At 72.2% G+C, this 16,355-nt stretch carries 16 protein-coding genes; 4 read left to right on the top strand and 12 right to left on the bottom strand.

Features of this window, described 5'->3' with window-relative positions; genetic code table 11:
* Positions 1–18: 18 nt before the first annotated feature.
* The 6 genes from ACQP2X_RS08035 to ACQP2X_RS08010 all read right to left on the bottom strand — a co-directional run bounded on the left by ACQP2X_RS08035 (position 19) and on the right by ACQP2X_RS08010 (position 5,362).
* Entirely contained in the window at positions 19–1,026 is a 1,008-nt protein-coding gene (locus tag ACQP2X_RS08035) for a sugar phosphate isomerase/epimerase family protein (RefSeq protein WP_498695420.1), read from the bottom strand.
* 139 nt (positions 1,027–1,165) lie between these two features.
* Positions 1,166–2,188 (bottom strand): sugar phosphate isomerase/epimerase family protein, encoded by a 1,023-nt coding sequence (locus ACQP2X_RS08030; RefSeq protein WP_498695419.1) that lies wholly within the window; start codon positions 2,186–2,188, stop codon positions 1,166–1,168.
* A gap of 469 nt (positions 2,189–2,657) precedes the next feature.
* Positions 2,658–3,209, bottom strand: coding sequence for a Pycsar system effector family protein (locus tag ACQP2X_RS08025; RefSeq protein WP_498695418.1), 552 nt, complete (start codon positions 3,207–3,209; stop codon positions 2,658–2,660).
* Positions 3,210–3,261: 52 nt separating this feature from the next.
* Positions 3,262–4,500 (bottom strand): hypothetical protein, encoded by a 1,239-nt coding sequence (locus ACQP2X_RS08020; protein WP_498695417.1) that lies wholly within the window; start codon positions 4,498–4,500, stop codon positions 3,262–3,264.
* The gene (locus ACQP2X_RS08015) at positions 4,497–4,823 is read right to left on the bottom strand and encodes a PadR family transcriptional regulator (RefSeq protein WP_498695416.1); all 327 of its coding nucleotides are present in this window, start codon (positions 4,821–4,823) and stop codon (positions 4,497–4,499) included. The genes ACQP2X_RS08020 and ACQP2X_RS08015 overlap by 4 nt, the downstream gene beginning before the upstream one ends.
* Positions 4,824–5,116: 293 nt before the next feature.
* Positions 5,117–5,362, bottom strand: a complete 246-nt coding sequence (locus tag ACQP2X_RS08010; RefSeq protein ID WP_498695415.1) for a hypothetical protein — start codon at positions 5,360–5,362, stop codon at positions 5,117–5,119.
* Between the two features lies 1 nt (position 5,363).
* Here ACQP2X_RS08010 and ACQP2X_RS08005 point away from each other — a divergent pair, with 1 nt between their 5' ends.
* Positions 5,364–5,654 carry a hypothetical protein gene (locus ACQP2X_RS08005; protein ID WP_498695413.1) on the top strand — a complete coding sequence of 97 codons (291 nt, stop codon included), beginning with the start codon at positions 5,364–5,366 and terminating at the stop codon, positions 5,652–5,654.
* Here ACQP2X_RS08005 and ACQP2X_RS08000 read toward each other — a convergent pair.
* Genes ACQP2X_RS08000 through ACQP2X_RS07985 form a run of 4 tightly spaced genes read right to left on the bottom strand, consistent with a single transcriptional unit; the run spans position 5,631 to position 11,633 of the window.
* The gene (locus ACQP2X_RS08000) at positions 5,631–5,780 is read right to left on the bottom strand and encodes a hypothetical protein (protein WP_498695412.1); all 150 of its coding nucleotides are present in this window, start codon (positions 5,778–5,780) and stop codon (positions 5,631–5,633) included. The two genes, ACQP2X_RS08005 and ACQP2X_RS08000, sit on opposite strands and share 24 nt — an antisense overlap.
* A 12-nt stretch (positions 5,781–5,792) precedes the next feature.
* Positions 5,793–8,315 (bottom strand): hypothetical protein, encoded by a 2,523-nt coding sequence (locus tag ACQP2X_RS07995; protein WP_498695410.1) that lies wholly within the window; start codon positions 8,313–8,315, stop codon positions 5,793–5,795.
* Positions 8,316–8,335: 20 nt separating this feature from the next.
* Entirely contained in the window at positions 8,336–10,606 is a 2,271-nt protein-coding gene (locus tag ACQP2X_RS07990; RefSeq protein ID WP_498695408.1) for a CHAT domain-containing protein, read from the bottom strand.
* Between the two features lie 58 nt (positions 10,607–10,664).
* The gene (locus ACQP2X_RS07985; protein WP_498695407.1) at positions 10,665–11,633 is read right to left on the bottom strand and encodes a hypothetical protein; all 969 of its coding nucleotides are present in this window, start codon (positions 11,631–11,633) and stop codon (positions 10,665–10,667) included.
* A 209-nt stretch (positions 11,634–11,842) separates the two neighbouring features.
* On the opposite strand from ACQP2X_RS07985, the gene ACQP2X_RS07980 reads away from it, so the two are divergent.
* Together ACQP2X_RS07980 and fdhA are read left to right on the top strand one after the other, a co-directional pair.
* On the top strand, positions 11,843–12,088 hold the full coding sequence (locus ACQP2X_RS07980) for a hypothetical protein (protein WP_498695405.1): 246 nt from the start codon (positions 11,843–11,845) through the stop codon (positions 12,086–12,088).
* Positions 12,078–13,307, top strand: a complete 1,230-nt coding sequence (gene fdhA / locus ACQP2X_RS07975) for a formaldehyde dehydrogenase, glutathione-independent (protein WP_498695403.1) — start codon at positions 12,078–12,080, stop codon at positions 13,305–13,307. Before ACQP2X_RS07980 ends, fdhA begins: the two co-directional genes overlap by 11 nt.
* 71 nt (positions 13,308–13,378) lie before the next feature.
* Here fdhA and ACQP2X_RS07970 read toward each other — a convergent pair whose 3' ends face one another.
* Both ACQP2X_RS07970 and ACQP2X_RS07965 read right to left on the bottom strand, forming a co-directional pair.
* Positions 13,379–14,263, bottom strand: a complete 885-nt coding sequence (locus ACQP2X_RS07970; RefSeq protein WP_498695401.1) for an NAD-dependent epimerase/dehydratase family protein — start codon at positions 14,261–14,263, stop codon at positions 13,379–13,381.
* 21 nt (positions 14,264–14,284) lie between these two features.
* Complete coding sequence (locus ACQP2X_RS07965; protein WP_498695400.1) at positions 14,285–15,022, bottom strand: matrixin family metalloprotease; 738 nt, start codon at positions 15,020–15,022, stop codon at positions 14,285–14,287.
* Between the two features lie 125 nt (positions 15,023–15,147).
* On the opposite strand from ACQP2X_RS07965, the gene ACQP2X_RS07960 reads away from it, so the two are divergent.
* A complete protein-coding gene (locus ACQP2X_RS07960) occupies positions 15,148–16,335 on the top strand; it encodes a DUF2786 domain-containing protein (RefSeq protein ID WP_498695399.1) in 1,188 nt (395 codons plus the stop codon).
* The last annotated feature ends 20 nt before the right edge of the window (positions 16,336–16,355 follow it).

Raw genomic sequence — 16,355 nt, 5'->3', positions numbered from 1 at the left:
GTTTCTTCTTGTACGACCTCAGGACGCCGACGAGAAGGCGGCGTCGAACGCGGCCGTCGGGGCGTCGAACGCGAGCCGCCGGACGAACTGCAGCGCCTCGGGCGCGCCGATCAGGCGGTCCATGCCGGCGTCCTCCCACTCGATCGAGATCGGGCCGTCGTAGCCGATCGCGTTCAGGGCGCGGAAGCAGTCCTCCCACGGCACGTCGCCGTGGCCGGTCGAGACGAAGTCCCAGCCGCGGCGCAGGTCGGCCCAGGGCAGGTGGGAGCTGAGCCGGCCACGGCGGCCGTCGCCGGTGCGGACCTTCGCGTCCTTGCAGTCGACGTGGTAGATGCGGTCCTTGAACTCGAGGATGAAGTTGACCGGGTCGAGCTCCTGCCACACGAAGTGCGACGGGTCCCAGTTCAGCCCGAACGCCGGCCGGTCGCCGATGGCTTCGAGGGTGCGGCGGGTGGTCCAGTAGTCGTACGCGATCTCGCTGGGGTGGACCTCGTGCGCGAAGCGCACCCCGACCTCGTCGAACACGTCGAGGATGGGGTTCCACCGGTCGGCGAAGTCCTGGTAGCCGCGCTCGATCATGGCCGGCGGGACCGGCGGGAACATGGCGACGGTGTGCCAGATCGACGAGCCGGTGAAGCCGACGACGGTGTTCACACCTAGTTTCGCGGCGGCGCGGGCGGTGTCTTTCATCCGGTCGGCGGCCCGCCGGCGTACGCCCTCGGGGTCGCCGTCGCCCCAGATGGCGGCGGGCAGGATGTCCTGGTGGCGTTCGTCGATCGGGTGGTCGCAGACGGCCTGGCCGACGAGGTGGTTCGAGATCGCGAAGACCTTGAGGTTGTATTTGGCGAGCTGTTCGCGCTTGCGGTCGACGTAGTCGGGCTCCGCGAGCGCCCGGTCGACCTCGAAGTGGTCACCCCAGCAGGCGATCTCGAGCCCGTCGTAGCCCCACTCGGACGCGAGCCGGCACACCTCGTCGAAGGGTAGATCGGCCCACTGGCCGGTGAAGAGCGTGATGGGACGTGCCATTGCCGTTTTTCTCCCTCGGGCAGCCGTGACTTAGGCGGGCGGCGAGGGAGGCCGCCCCAAGGGTGGTGCACGGCGCTTTACCGCCGGATCGGGTTTGCGCCTCCCGATGACCGGCTCGCCACCACCGACTCTAGACAACTCAGCGGGCGGCGCAAGGCTCGTTTTCCGGCTGGAGGCCGAGGGCGGCCAGCTCGGCCAGGAGGTACGTCACGTCGTTGGTGATCTGATCGGCCGTGGGGGTCCCGCTGACCAGGGTGAGGTTCTCGGTGAGGGGCCCCTCGGAGCCGAACAGCTGCCGCAGGCCGTCGCGCCATCCGCTCGTGGTCGCGCCGGGAACGGCGACGACGCGCACCTCGACGATGGCCAGGCCGGCGTCGGTGACGGTCTCGATGCCGGCGGCCGGGTCGTCCCAGGTGCGCGCGGCGTGGCCGAGGTCGAGGCAGACGCCGAGCCGGTCCTTGTCGACGCGGCTGAGGGCGGCGACCGTCTGCTCGGGACTGTCCAGGACGTACCCCTCGGCCGGCTGGAAGCCGACGCGGACGGCGCGGCCGTTCTGCCAGGCGAGGTCGGCCAGGCCGTGCGAGAGGCGGCGGAGGATGCCCAGGGCGGCCTTGTCCTCGGCCTCGGCCCAGCCCTCGCGGGGCCCGAGGCCGACGGTGCTGACGGTGCCCCGCACGGCGTCGTCGTCCAGAAGGTCCAGGAGGACGCGGGCGAGATCCAGTGTGTATTCGCGGCGGGCCGGGTCGGTCCACGGCCTCTCGCCCGTGTTTTCGGCGGCCTCCGCCGCGTCGCTGTTGGGGGGAGCGACGACGGCGGAGGCGCCCGCGGGGGAGGCACCCGCGTGTGAGTCAGGTCTTGAGGTCCCGCCGCCGCCCTCGGCGAAGAGCGCGCCGCTCAACGTGACGACTTCGAGCCGGCGGGCGTCGAGTTCGGCACGAAGCCGGGTGCGGGCGCGGCTCTCGACGGCGAGGGCGGCGGCGAGTGCGGGAGGAAGCCAGAGATTGACGCCGAGCGCGTCGGCGCCGAGGCGGGCGCGAACCGCGCCATAGGTATCGAGTTGCCGGACGACGCCCGGTAGATTGCTCGCCGATCCACTCGAAGATCGCGAGGCGATCTCACAGCCGAGGTGCACGATCCGGCCGGAGGGGTGTCTCAGCCGCATACGAGTCCTCCCCGGACCAGAGCCCCGGCGCATCTGCACGTGCATCCGCACGTGCTCACCGGTCCAGTATGGACCATGCGGCCGCCGGTGCTCGACGCGCGCGGTGCCGGCCGTCGCACTGCCATGACGCCTCCATCCGTGGAAACTCCTGCCCTCGGATACGAGAGTCATGCGTCCACAGGATCAGCGGCGTACCCGTCGTGCGACGCGATGACCCGCACAAACATGATCTCGCCGGTCGCGATTGATCGATCGTTGACGATGCCTCGGCCCTTGGTGACCAGCCAGTAGACCCCCCGCACCCCCGCCACTGAGGGTTCCCTCGGCGGTCATCGATGTGCGCCATGTGCAATTTCGGGCATGCACGAAACGATCTCTCATGCACCCGCACGACAGGCTGCACCAGGCATTCGCCGCTCCGGGCCGCCTTCGGCGCGGCGGCGCCTCCCGTCACCCGAACGGGTGGCCGTCACCGGCCGAGCAGGCTCAGAACCGCCGTCACGGCGAGCAGGAGCAGGGCGGGCAGCAGGGCCGCGATCGAGACGTTTATCGCCCGGTACTTACGGGTGGCGACGCTCGCGGTGGCCCACACCTGCCGGGTCAGCGCGGCGAAGAGCGCGGGCTGGTCGGCCGCCAGCGCGGAGTACGCGGTGGCGTAGGCGTCGGCGCCCGTGCCGAAGCGCTCGCTGATCGCGCGGTAGTAGATCAGCCCGGTCGGCTCCGGGCGGCTGGCCAGCCGGGGAAGCAGGGCCATGCCGGCCGCCGTGGCGGCCGCGATGATGGCGAGCGCGCAGGCCGCGGCCGATATCGCGAGGGCCGTCCCGCGCCGGTCGGCCGTGTTGACCAGCGTGTAGAGCAGGCTGCCGGTGACGCCGGCCGAGGCGAGGGCGGCGGTGGCCTTCCCGTCGGCGTGCCTGATCCATTCGACCATCAGGAAAAGCGCGCGCCACGCGTCCTCGGGTGAGGCCCCGGACGGCGGAACAATGGAGGGCCGGGACTGACGACCGCGGATGAAATTCACCAGCGCCACCTCCTCGTACGGCCTCACGTTATCCGCATCGCCGCCACGGGCGTCAGCGCGAAGGAGGCCGCGGAACCCAGAGCCAGACCTTGGCTTTGTAGCCCTTGACCTCGATGTCCACGGGCTGCATGTCCGCCTGGGAAAGGGGCGCCCAATTGGGCTTCACCACGCAGCTGTGTACGTGATCCGACAGAAGCGCGACCACATCGGCCTCGGAATTGCCGAGAAACGCCTCCCGCAGCTGCCCGCTCTCCAGGAACCGGTGAATATGAATCATGAGATCACCGATGTAGCCGAGCCGGGACCGGGCGATCAGGCCGGAGGAGATGGCGCATCGCAGCCGCAGGCGGTCGGCGTGCTCGGCGTTGTCGGCGGCCAGTTCGAGACGGAGGCCGTCGAGCACGCCGAACACCGCGTCCTGCCACGCGCAGCTGTCCGGGATGACGACCTTCATGCCGTCGCCGTCGGGCTGCCAGTCCAGGTCGTCCAGGACCAGGCCGAGCCGGTCGAGCGTACGGCTGACGATCTCGGCGATCCGCTCCTGCGCCTCCTCCATGCCGGGCCCGTCCCGATCGGTGTACCGGACGAGATCCACCCCGAAGGCGAGCCGAAACCGCAGCTGGGCCGCCGCCGAGGAGCGCCCGATGTCCGGCGGGTGGGGGCCGGCCGTCCGTCGCGGATCCGGCATGGGCAGCACCTCGGCGAACTGGACCGAGGCGGCGGGCACCGCGTCCACCGGCACGTCACTCCGATCGATCGGGGAATGGAGAACAAGCAGGCGCCGTACGTCCAGAAGCCACTGCCGCGCCCGCTGGCCCACGTAGGTGCCGAGCATGCGGGTGGCGATGCCGACCTGGCTGACCGGCGTGTACGGACGTTCGCTGCGCGCATTGCCGGCGAAGGCCGCCCACACCTCCCGGGCCGTGCCGCGGAAGTCGCCGGAGGCGATCTCGCGCCCGATCGCCATCAGCGCGACGGCCAGGGTCGCGACAGCGTGGTTGACGTCGGCCGGGAGCCGGCTGGGAATGACGGCGGCGTCCTCGACGACGGCCTGGGCCGGGTAACCGGTCTCCTCGTCGGACCGTTCCACACCGTCCCGGACGCGCCGTCCGGCCCGGCTCAGCCAGCCCGTCACGAACCACGACAGGAAGAACGAGGCCGAGCCGAAGCAGACGGCCCAGAAGACGCCGTCCAGCCATCCGGCCACGCCCGCGACGGCGCCGCCGTGGACGGTCGCGGCGACCAGGCGTACGCCTCGTAAGCCACCGCCCTCGTCGTCCCGCGGCGTCACCGGCCCGGTCCCCACGCCCAGGCGGCCGGCGACGTGACGTTCAGCCACGCCGTGCGCGGGGCCGGCGCCGCCGCCCGCCACGCCGCGAGCTCGACGCGGCCGGCCGCTGTCACGTGGTACACCCGGCATCGGGGGCCGCCGGCCGGGACCGGCTCCGCCCATCGCCCCTCGACGAGCCCGGCTTTCTCCAGGGCCACCAGCGCCGTGAAGACGGAGGGGACGGACAGCCCGGTTCGCCGGCTTATCGCCAGACCGTGCGCGGGCCGGCGAAGGATCTCGGCGACAATCACGCCTCCGGCCCTGGTCAGATTCCGCAGCCTCATGACACCGGTTCCTTACACCCTCGGTCGGATACCCAACTGTCAACGGTGCCCGAAATATTCGGATACGGGCGGCCCAGATTTCGGACCGCCGTGTCATCGCGGGCCCGGCGCCGTTGTGCAGGTGTGCGCGCCGGAAACAGGTCCTCGCCGGGGTTCCTCGCCAAGATCCAGCTGATCGTCGTTCTCCTCGGCTGGACGCCGTTGATGGTGCTGTCGACGGTCGCCGTGACGGCCGTCTGCCTTTTTCTGATCAGCCTGCCCACGGAGCACCGGACGGTAGCGCCCCCGCCCGCTCACGAGCAGGCCGCGCCGATATCCACCCCGGCATCACCGTCGAGCACACCGCGCCGGACCGCGGCGATCTCGCGCGGTCGTACGGCCGGGCCCACGCCGAGCATGATCTCTCCGCGCCGTACGGCCGGGCCCACGCCGAGCGCGCCCTCTCCGGCCGAGCCGGCTCCGGTCCCGAGCAGCCCACGGGGACGGGCCGAGGCGCCCCGGCCGGCCGGGAAACCACCCACCGTCCAGGTCGGTCTCACGGTGTCACCCGACCGGACGGCGTTGCGGGTACGGATCGACGGCGCCCCGGCGGGCGGCACCGTCTCCGTCCTGCTCGACGGGCGCGAGTGCGAGACCGGGGCGCCGATCCCGGCCGAGCGTGAACTGCGGGTCGACCTGCGGTTCTGCCGCCCGGCGCGGGACGGCGCGGAGGTCACGGTCGCCGTCGAGACGCCCGGCCGTCCCGCCCAGCGGTGGACCGCCGACACGGACGGGCTCCTGCCGGGGATCCTCGACGGGCTCCTGCCGTCAGGTGGTGCCGCCCCGGCGTAAGTCCTCCTGGAGGCGGCGCAGGCGCCGGCGCAGCTCGGCGGTCGTCTCCGCCGTGGGCACGCCGTCGCGGGCCGCCACCGCACGGCGGAGCTCGGCCAGCAGCAGGTCTTCGAGGGTGTCGGGCATCGTGGGCTCCTGTCAGCGGCCGCAGTACGCCAGCGCGGCCCACAGATCCGGCCGGGTCAGGTCGGTTGTCCCGACAGTGTGCAGGTGGGCCCCGGTGAGCAGGGGCGACAGCGGACGGTCGGCGTCGCTCATCCATCGGCGGACGGCGGCCACCGCGGCCGCCGGCGCCATCCGGTCGTCGACCAGGTGCAGGTGGAGCATGAACAGGGCCAGGGCGGCGACCGGCGGCGGAACCGGCCGCAGCCAGCCGACCACGCCGGTGAGACCCGCGTCCAGCAGCGCCGGGTCGGCCGGGCCCTCGGCCAGGATCAGCAGGCCACCCCCGGCGGGCAGGGTCGCGAGGTCGAGCCGCGTTCCGTCGGCCAGCTCGGCCTCGGTGCCGTTGATGCCGCAGGCCAGGTGGGTCAGGCCGGCCGTGGGCAGATCTCGGAGCACGTCCGCGGCCGTGCCCGGAGCATCGACCGGTTCGAGGGCGCGACCGGCGCAGAGCGATTCCGGGTAGAACAGCCGGCGTACCGCCATGACCTCGGGCATCGCCGGGTCGCGGTCACCGCGCGGGTTCACCACGAAGAGGCCGGCGCCGGTCGCGGCGTCGCGGGTGGCCAGCTGGATCGCCTGGGCGCCGGACGAGACGTACGAGATCTCGGAAGCGCAAGCGTCCGGCAGGAGACCAGCCACCAGGAGTTTCTCCGAGGGGACGGAGTCCGGCACGTCGAGCCGGGCGGTGGCGGCGTCGAGGCGCAGCAGGTGGCCGGACGGATGCGCGTAGAGCAGCGCCGCCGCGCCGAGCTTCCGGACCGCGGCCGCGATCGTGTCCGGCGCCGGCACCTCGGCGGCCGGCCATGAAGGAAGCGTGACACCGGTGAGAGCCTCGACGGCGTCCCGGCTGTCCGGGTCCGGCGCCGATCGGGGTGACGCCGCCGCCACCTCGAAGGCCGTGAGGGCCTCGGCCGCCCGGCCCTCGGCCAGCATCCAGCCGGCGAAGAGAAGGGCGTTCTCCCGGTACGGCTCCGGGCCGCGCAGGGCCTCCATTCCCGCCCGCCGGCAGAGCTCGGCGTCGCCTCGGTCGTGGTACGCCGAGGCGAGGCGCCACCAGGCTCGCGTGCGCCGGCCGCTGTCGCCGAGCTCGCCCACCAGCCGCTCCAGTGTGGAGACCGGCGCCGGCTCGGCGGCGAGGTGCGCTCCCCCTCGTACGTCCGCGAGCATCCGGGCATGCGCGGCCGCGGTGGTCAGCAGGCCGTGCCAGGGATGGCCGGACGGCACGGTGACCGGGAAGGGCTCGCGGCGGCACAGGGCCGCGAGGTCGGCCGCGGCCGGGGTCAGGGAGGGGATCTTCTCGGCGTAGGCGGCGATCTCGGTGATCGCCCCGGCCAGCGGGCGCTCCTCGTCGAGCACTCCCCCGACGGCCTCGACCACCACGACGGCGGCCGGATGGTCGGGCGGCACGTCGGCCATCGCGGCCCGGAGCTCGGCGCGCGCCTGGTCGTAGGCGCCGTCGTCGACGTCGCCCCAGCCGCTGCCGTCGCGCCGCTCGCGCAGGGACAGGCCCACCGCCAGCAGCAGCCGGTCGACGCCGTCGGCCGGAGCCGCGTTGGCCGCCGCACCCACGAAGGCGTCCAGATCGCCCGGCGCCACCGCCGACGGGCCGGCCAGCAGCAGGTCGCGGGCCTGGTCCCAGACCGGCTGCCGGGGATCGGGCACCAGCGACGCGAGCCGGTCGTGAGCGGCCCGGCGGGCCGAGTCGGGCTCGGACCGGGGCGCCGGCACCGGGGCCGGACGGCGCGGCGGCACCGTGGGCGGCTGGTGGACCTGGGCGTCCATGACCGTGGTCGGATAGGTGAGCGGATCGCCGATGGTCCAGTTCATCTTCGGCATGCCCTGCTGCTGAAGCCGTTGCATCACCGCCATCGACTCCATGAGCTTGCCCATGTCGAACCCGGCCAGGTTGCCGCTGAGCAGCGGCCCCAGCGCCTCGGCCAGGGTGAGCATGGTCCGGGCCATCGTGGCGATGTCCTCGCTCATCGCCGGCCCGTCGAGGATCTCGCGGAACAGCCGGGCCGCGCGGTCGATGTCGTCACCGGCGCCGGTCGGCGCCCCGTGCTGAAAGCCGCCACGGGCGGCGGCCGGGTTCATGGCATCGGTGGCCCGTGCCAGGTGGAGCTGGCCCAGATAGAACTTGGCCATGACGATCTGCGCCGGCGGGACGCTCGGGAACTTCAGGGCCTCGTCCAGGACGAAGACGGCCGTGTCCCGGTCCTTGACGCTGCCGCCGTGGGTGCCGTGCCGTGCCGCCAGATAGGTGCCGAGCTGCACCGCCACCTGCCCACGGGCCGGGTCGCCCGGGTCCAGGAGCCGGTACGCCTCGTCCCACACCTCGATCGCGGCCGACAGGTGGGGCAGGGCGGCCGGTTGCCCGGGCCCGGCCGTCCAGTAGCGCTTGTTCAGCATCTGGCCGAGCTCGGCCAGCTTCGGCAGCCGGGCCGGGCCGTCCAGCCGGGACAGCTCGTCCCGGACCCTCGCGATGTCATCGTCCACGGTCTCGCCACCCTTTCCCATCACTGGCCCCAGTGGACGAAGCCCGCCCACGCCACGACACGCGCCGGCTCGGTGTCCGCGAGCATCCGGCGCAGCGGGGACGGCATGCCGCCGGGCGGCTGCCGGTCGTCGTCGAGCATCCACATCTGCGCCCGGCGCAGCGCGTCCCACGGCGGGCGGGCCTCGGCCGTCAGGAAGTGGTGGAACATGTACATGAGCAGGGAGGTGTCCTGGTCGGGGATGCTCCACTGGGTGGACAGCACCGAGCGGGCGCCGCCGGCCAGGAACATCGTGCCGATGCTGTACGCCTCGTCGTAGCCGTGGATCGACCGTCCGGTGTGACAGGCGGCCAGCACGACCAGCGCGACCTCCCGCCGGGCCGTCGCCATCACCCCGACCAGCTCGGCGGCGGTCAGGTCGCCGCCGGCCAGCAGCAGATGCGACGACGCGGTGGCCCGGTCGGTGGTCATCACGCCGTGCGAGGCGAGGTGCAGCATCGTGCCGGCCTCGCTGCTGTCGGCGCGCAGCCATCGGCGTACGTCATCGGCAGTGCCGGCTCCGGAGAGACTGACCCGCCCGTCCGGCCGCCGGCCGACGTAGGTCGCGCCCGGATAGAAAGAGCGGTGGATGGCGTACGCCTCGAGGCGCGCCGACCGCAGATCGGGCGCCCGCCCGCCGGTGTCCGGGTCGGCCAGCACCAGACCGGCCGGCGTGACCCGGACCGGTTCGGCGGCGGCGGTGTCGCAGAGCATCCGGGCCGAGGCCGCCTGCGACAGGGCGACCCGCTCCACCACGTACGTCCCGCCGGGGTCGCGCGCCGCCTGCCACGGCACCCGGGCCAGGTCGCCCATGGGGATCAGCACGAGCCGCGGCACCCGGTCTCCGCTCGGGTAGGACGCGGTCAGCGGGCCCATGGCGGCCTTCCAGGCCCAGGCGCACAGCGCGTCGAGGCTGTCGTCGACCGGCTCGCCGTCCTCACCCACGTCCCGGGTCGCGGCCGCGGTCAGATGGACGCCCTCCTCCAGCACGAGATGCGGCAGGGGCACGTAGCGTGCCGGCCCCTCCACCGGCGCGATCACCGCCCAGCCCGGCGCCGGCGCCTCGGCCGGCACGAGATAGACCAGCGCGTCGGCGCCCAGCCGGACCAGCGCCCGCTGGATCTCGTCCAGGTCGGGCGGATCGAGCAGCCCCGTGTCGCGGGCCAGCACCTCCAGCACCTGCTCACGCAGCCGCGGCGATGGCGCGTCGGTGGCACGCCACCGGTCGGCCAGATCGCGGTGGCCGGCGTCGGCCAGCCGGGTGCACGGGTCGCGGAGCTCCGTGGTGGCGAACAGCATCAGCCCGCGCCCGGCGTCCAGGGCGCGCAGCGCGTCCGCGGGCTGGTGGTCGATCAGGCAGCGGCTGGCCGCGGCCATGGCCTCCCGCGCCGCCTCGGCCGCGACCGCGCGGGCCGACGCCGGGTCGGGCTGGAGCAGGATCCGCCAGACGTATCCGCGCAGGCCCTCCAGCGCGGCGAGCCGGGCCGGGGCCGAGTCGCCCCGGCGGCGGTGCAGGCCGGCCAGCATCTCGTTGACGAACGACCAGTGCTGGTGCTCGGGGCCGCCGGCCTCGGTGCGGGCCTCGGTCAGCAGGTCGATCGCCTCGTCCACATCGGCCATGGCGCCGGTCGCCTCGGCCCGCTGCGAGAGGGTCAGCGCGAGCGTGGCCAGGCAGAAGACGCGCTGCGGGTGGCCCGGCGGGGTCAGCTCCAGCGCCTGCCGCACGTCTTCGACCCCGCCGCTCAGGCCGCCGCCGGCCATCAGGTGGAACGCCCGCTCGGCATCGTTCGCGCCCGGTGGCGGCTCCGGCAGCGCGGTGCCCGTCAACATCGCGGTGAGGGTCGGCGCGACCTCGGCCATCGCCTCGCGCAGCGGATTGCCCTCGGGCAGGTCGCCGGAGCGGGCCAGCACGTCGGAGAACCTCGCGGCGGCGGCCATGTCGTCGCCGTTCTCGTGCGCCTCGATCGCCTCGAGATAGCCGGGCATCAGGTCCATCATCGGCGCGATGCCGGGAGCGCCACCCGCCAGCTCGCCGAGGCGGGCCAGCGACTCGCGCATCGAGGCGGCGTCGGTGGCCGACACCGCCGTGTGCATGCTGTCGAACAACATCCGCAGCCGTGGGTCGGCGCCGTACTCCTCGGACAGGCTCGCCAGCTCCGCCTTCACCCCGCCCGTGTCGACGGGGCCGCGCCGCGACACCGCGGCCATCAGCGCGTCGAGCCGCGCGGCGATGTTCTCGTCCGGTCGTGCCATCGCTCTCCCCCTCGTCGTGCGTCCACCTGGTTCTGACGGACGAAGGCTCGGGCGCCGGCTAGCTCTCTTCCTCGGTACGCAGGATCTCCAGCACCGTCGACACGATCCGGTCGAGTCCCGCGGCGTCACCGAGCACCCGCTCGACGGTGCCCGCCGGCTCGTCCGGATCGGCACCGAAGACCGTGGTCAGCACCTCCACCACCACGACCCGGGCCGGCTCGCCACGGGCCAGCCGGGCCCGGATGAGCCGCACGGCGCCGTGGGCCAGGGCGGTGAGCAGGCGCTCGTGCTCGTCGGCGGGGTCGGTGGCGGGCTCGCCCCGGCCCTCCAACTGCGCGGCCGAGACGACCGGCGGCTGCTTGTGGCCGAGCGGCACCTCGACGTACTGCTCGTACCACTGCGGCCGCTTGTTCATGGCCCCGAGCACAGCCCTGATGTCGGCGCGCACGTCGGACTCGCCGTACGACGACCATCCACCGTGGCGCTCGCAGCGCCGCACGATCCAGCTGTCGACCGGCCACAGGTCGTGTCCGGCGGTGGCCGGCGTGCCCACCCAGATCAGGATCTGGGTCGCCAGGTCGATCAGCCATTCGTCGCCGCCGAGCTCGGTGGCCAGCCAGGCCGGCACCCGGGGCCGTTGCAGGGCGCCGTTCGCGCCGCGCCGGCGGCGGTGCCCGTCCACGGTGGCCGGCACCAGGCGGCTGGCGATCCAGCCCTCCAGGTTCTCGATCGGCGTGCTCGCCCGGCGGGTGACGTCGTCGACGACCGCCTCGACGTCGTTCTCGAAACGGTCCAGGCAGTCGGCGGCCAGGCGGCTCACCGAGGTCGCGCAGCCCGCGTGCCCCCGGCCCAGCTCGATCTTCTGCGTGAGCCGCCGGTACACGACCGGCCAGGCGATGGCGTACGTGGCGCCGGTCAGCCGCAGCCGGTCCGGTCCCGACGTGCTCGCGATCGTGGCGGCCAGCAGACCCTGGCGCGCCAGGTCGCGCACCTCGTCGACGCCGTTCGTGTGGGTCGTTCCCAGCACCGCGCCCTCCCAGGAAATTTCAAGGTGACTCACCCTGACCCAGGAAGTCGCGGACAGTGAACAGCGACATGTTTTGTTCTGGCCGCCGGTCAGGCAGCGCGGTCACCGGCTCAGAGGAGCCATTCCGGCAACATGGTCCACAAGAGAGCGTCGGAAGGAGGATGGCATCGGGTGAACGACTTAGCCCAGGAGTGTGAAAACCTGGTGCGATGAGCAGCGACGAACCGGCACCGGACGCCCTGTCCGACTATCTGCGGTCGGAGCTGCGCGCGGCGAACGTCGACCTCGAAGATCGCCTCCGTCGTATTGAGCGGATGCTGGAGGATTTGTCGGGATCGACGGGAGACGCGACAAACTCTCGTTATTCGGAGCCCTGTCCGGAGAAGACTGATGAAGGCAGTTCTTCACTTCTGGACGGAGGCAACGATGCCAGGAAACCGAGCAGTGGTGTATGAGGGCCCCGGCCGGGTCGCGGTCCACGAGATCGACTATCCGACGTACGAGCTGAAGGACGGGCCGGGCGTCAACAAGATGAACATCGGGCGCCAGGTCCGGCACGGCGTCGTCCTCAAGACGATCGCCAGCAACATCTGCGGCAGCGACCAGCACATGGTGCGCGGGCGGACCACCGCCCCGGCCGGCCTGGTGCTCGGTCACGAGATCACCGGCGAGGTGGTCGAGGCGGGACCGGACGTCGAGTTCGTCAAGGTCGGTGACGTGTGCTCGGTGCCGTTCAACATCGCCTGCGGCCGGTGCCGCAACTGCAAGGAGGGCAAGACCGGCATCTGCCTGAACGTGAACCCGGACCGGCCCGGATCGGCGTACGGCTACGTCGACATGGGCGGCTGGATCGGCGGGCAGGCGGAGTACGTGCTGGTGCCGTACGCGGACTGGAACCTGCTCCGGTTCCCCGACCGTGACCAGGCGCTGGAGAAGATCCTCGACCTCACGATGCTGAGCGACATCTTCCCCACCGGCTACCACGGCTGCGTGAGCGCGGGCGTCACGACCGGTTCCACGGTGTACGTCGCCGGCGCCGGCCCGGTCGGCCTGGCCGCCGCCACCTCGGCCTACCTGCTGGGCGCGGCCGTGGTGATCGTCGGTGACCTGAACGAGGAGCGGCTGGCCCAGGCCCGCAGCTTCGGCTGCGAGACGGTGAACGTGGCACAGGGCGACCCGACCGAGCAGGTGCGCCAGATCCTCGGCCACGACGCCCCGGCGATCGGCGAGCCGCTGGTCGACGCGGCGGTCGACGCGGTCGGCTTCGAGGCCCGCGGCCACGGGCAGAACGCGCAGACCGAGATGCCGGCCACGGTCCTCAATTCCCTGATGACGATCACCCGTGCCGGCGGCGCGATCGGCGTGCCCGGCCTCTACGTGACCGGCGACCCGGGCGGCGTCGACGAGGCGGCCAAGGAGGGCTCGCTCTCGCTGCGCCTGGGCCTGGGATGGGCCAAGTCCCACTCCTTCGTCACGGGCCAGTGCCCGGTGATGAAGTACAACCGCAACCTGATGATGGCGATCCTGCACGACAAGGTGCAGATCGCGAAGAACGTGAACGCCACGCCGATCTCCCTGGACGAGGCTCCCCAGGGCTACCAGGAGTTCGACAAGGGCGCGGCCCGCAAGTACGTCCTCGACCCCCACGGCGTCGTGGGCAAGCGAGCCGCCTGATCACCGCGCGGGCGGGCCCGGTGGCCTGCCCGCGCCCCTGATCTCCCCGTACCACCGGAACGTCGCCGGGTTCATCGCGGGAACGACTCGCGGATCGCGGTGTCGACGGGGCGGCCGGTGGGCGGCTCGACGAAGAGGTCGGTCAGGAGCAGGTCGGCGGCGTACGAAGGGTTGACGCCGGACTCCTTGCGGGTGGCCCGCTGCGCGGCGCCGCCGGCGCGCAGGGCGGCCTGGAGAACGGGCGCGGGCAGGGTGTGCACCGGACGGCCGGCGATGCGGGCGAGCATCTCGGCCCACGAGAGGTTCTCGTCGGCGACGGGAATGTCGTCGCCGCTGCGTGACTCCAGGGCGTCGACGGCGGTCTCGGCCACATTTCGGGCCGTCGTCACGGCGGTGCCGCCGGGCGGGGCCACCAACGGGAGGCGGGAACGGGCCCAGCGGTCGAGGGGCGCCGACCAGTTCGGGAGGCGGTCACCGGCGCGGCCGAAGACGAACGGCAATTCCAGTACGGCTATCGGCAGGCCGGGCCCGGCGGCGGCGCGGCCCTCGCGCGCCTGTTCCACACGACAACGGATGTAGGTGTGCCGCTCGGGCAAGCGCCATTGTGGATGCAGGCGGTCGAAATACGTGTAGTACGAGCCCATCAGGACGCCGCGGGTCAATCCCTCCTCGCGGGCCGCCGCGAACAGACGTACCACCGGGTCGATCATGTCCCGCCGAAAGGCGGGGTAGATCGGCCTTGGCAACGGTTTCTGCTCGTCGGTGCGCGTGGCCAGGACCACGCCGTCGCAACCGGACAGAAGGGGCCGCGGATCCGCGCTCTTGACCTCGAAGACGTGGTCGACGCCGGGGCGCGGGCTCCGGGCCGCCGTTGTCGCCGTATGCCCGCGCTCGCGCAGCACCTTTACGACGTGAGCACCGATCAGGCCGCTTCCGCCGACGACGAGAATTCGCACGTACGCATCGTCGCGCGCCCGTCAAGCCTTGGGGTTGACCGCGTACAGGCAACCGGCGCTCTTGCCGACCAGGCGCAGGCCGACCAGGTCACCGGCGCCCCAGGTCGCCTTCTTGGTGGTCAGCATCGGGTACATGATCTCGTATTTGTCGCTGATCTTCGGGTGGTCGAGACCGACCGCGTGACCGATCTCGTGCATCAGCAACTGGCCGGTGGTGCCGCCCTTTCCGGCTGCGAAACCGCGCGCCATGGTCTTGGTGAGGGTGGCATTCAGAACGACGCGGCCCTCGGTCATGCTCCACGCCTGGGCGCCGGACGCGGTGAAGGCGCCGCGGGCCATGTAGCCGCCCATTCCGGCCGTGGTCGTGGTCTTTCCGAGCATGCTGCTGTGCACGCCCGGGGTGACCCAGGCGATCACGATCTCAGTGCCGGACGGATAGGCGCCGTTGTAGCCCTTGGCGGCTGCGGGGATGGTGGTGGTCGTCCCGGCGTACCGGAAAGTCAGTCCCGTCGCCTTGGCGACGTTGGCGAATGCCGTCTTCACCTCGGGCAGCGAATTCTGCGGGGCGCGGGTGAGATTGACGCGGTAATCGATCGGGCCGGAGCACGGATTCCAGCGGGCGACCGGCCCCTTGCCGTCGGTCTGGCTGAGCAGTTTGTAGGCCTTCGCGTTGCCCGCGGCCTGCGCGACACCCGGCTGCATGATGATCAAGGGCAGGGCGGCGACGACGGCGAAAACGGCACGGGACCAGCGGGGCATTCGGGGCTCCGATTCTCTTGCGGACCCCGAAGATCGGCAGGCCGGGCCACGATCCGAGAGTTATCCACAGGCCCCGCACGATCTTCCGCGGCTTCGGTACTGTCGGTCGATCGAACGGAGGTCAAATGCGCAGAAACAGTGATGAACCACGCCCGCAGTTGGCCGACGAGACCGTCGACCAGGCGGTTCAGGCCGCCCGGGGTGGCCGGCTCCACGAGCTCGAAGACTGCCTCATGCTCCTGACCGGCCCTCTGGGCGAGCAGGAGGTCAACCGCGCCCTGCTCACGGCCCTGCTCGGCGCCGTCCACCGCTGCTGGCGGCGAGGCTGGCAGCCGGCCGAGCTGGCCCGGTGCGCCCGCCGCGACCAGTCAGCACGCCACGCCAAGCTGATGGCCGACGCGATAGCGGCCGAGATGCGCGCCCACGCGTCCGCCACCACCGACCACCGGTGGCAGGCGCAGATCGCCGACCTGGGCGCCGAGGTGTGGTGGGAACACGACGACCTCTATCTGACGGCGTGGGCCGAGCGCGAGGGCCTCCCCCGCCTGACCGCGATCGTGACGGTGGTCGAGGCGCTGTGCCTGCTCGACTCCCTGCCCCCGATCGAGCAGATCATCCCGCCGCCGGGCACGCGGTCGTCCCCACCGGAGGAGGCCGATCTCGACCAGCGCACGCTGAGCAGGGTGCGCGCCCTTCTGGCCAAGGCCGAGTCGACCGACTTCCCCGAGGAGGCCGAGGCGTGCACGGCGAAGGCGCAGGAGCTGATGGCCCGCCACCGCATAGACCACGCCCTGCTGACGGTGAGAACGGGCCGGCGCGACCGCCCGGCGAGCTCGAGGGTGGCGGTCGACAGCCCGTACGAGGCACCGAAGACCCTGCTCCTCCAAGTGGTGGCCGAGGCCAACAGCTGCCGAGCGGTGTGGACGAAGAGGTTCGGCTTCTCCACCCTGATCGGCTTCCCCACCGACCTGAACACCACCGAGATCCTGTTCACCTCACTACTGGTCCAGGCGACCAGGGCGATGACCCACGAAAGATCAAGCGCAAGGTCCTTCCGCCAGTCGTTCCTGACGGCATACGCCTCCCGCATAGGAGAACGCCTGAACGCGGCAGTGCAGGAGGTGACCCCGTCGGCCGACTTGCTGCCGGTGCTGGCCGCCCGGGACGAGGAGGTCGACCACGAGCTGGACAAGCAGTTCCCCCACGTGACCCACAGAACGACAACGGTGAGCAACCGGGCGGGCTGGCTCTCAGGACGGGCAGCCGCCGACCGGGCCGCCCTGCACGGCCGCCAGGAGGTGACCCACACATAGATGGACCCCTGTTGTTAGCG

Source organism: Actinoplanes sp. CA-131856, assembly GCF_050956135.1.
Lineage (GTDB): Bacteria > Actinomycetota > Actinomycetes > Mycobacteriales > Micromonosporaceae > Actinoplanes.
This window is presented reverse-complemented; position numbering and strand designations above follow the sequence as displayed.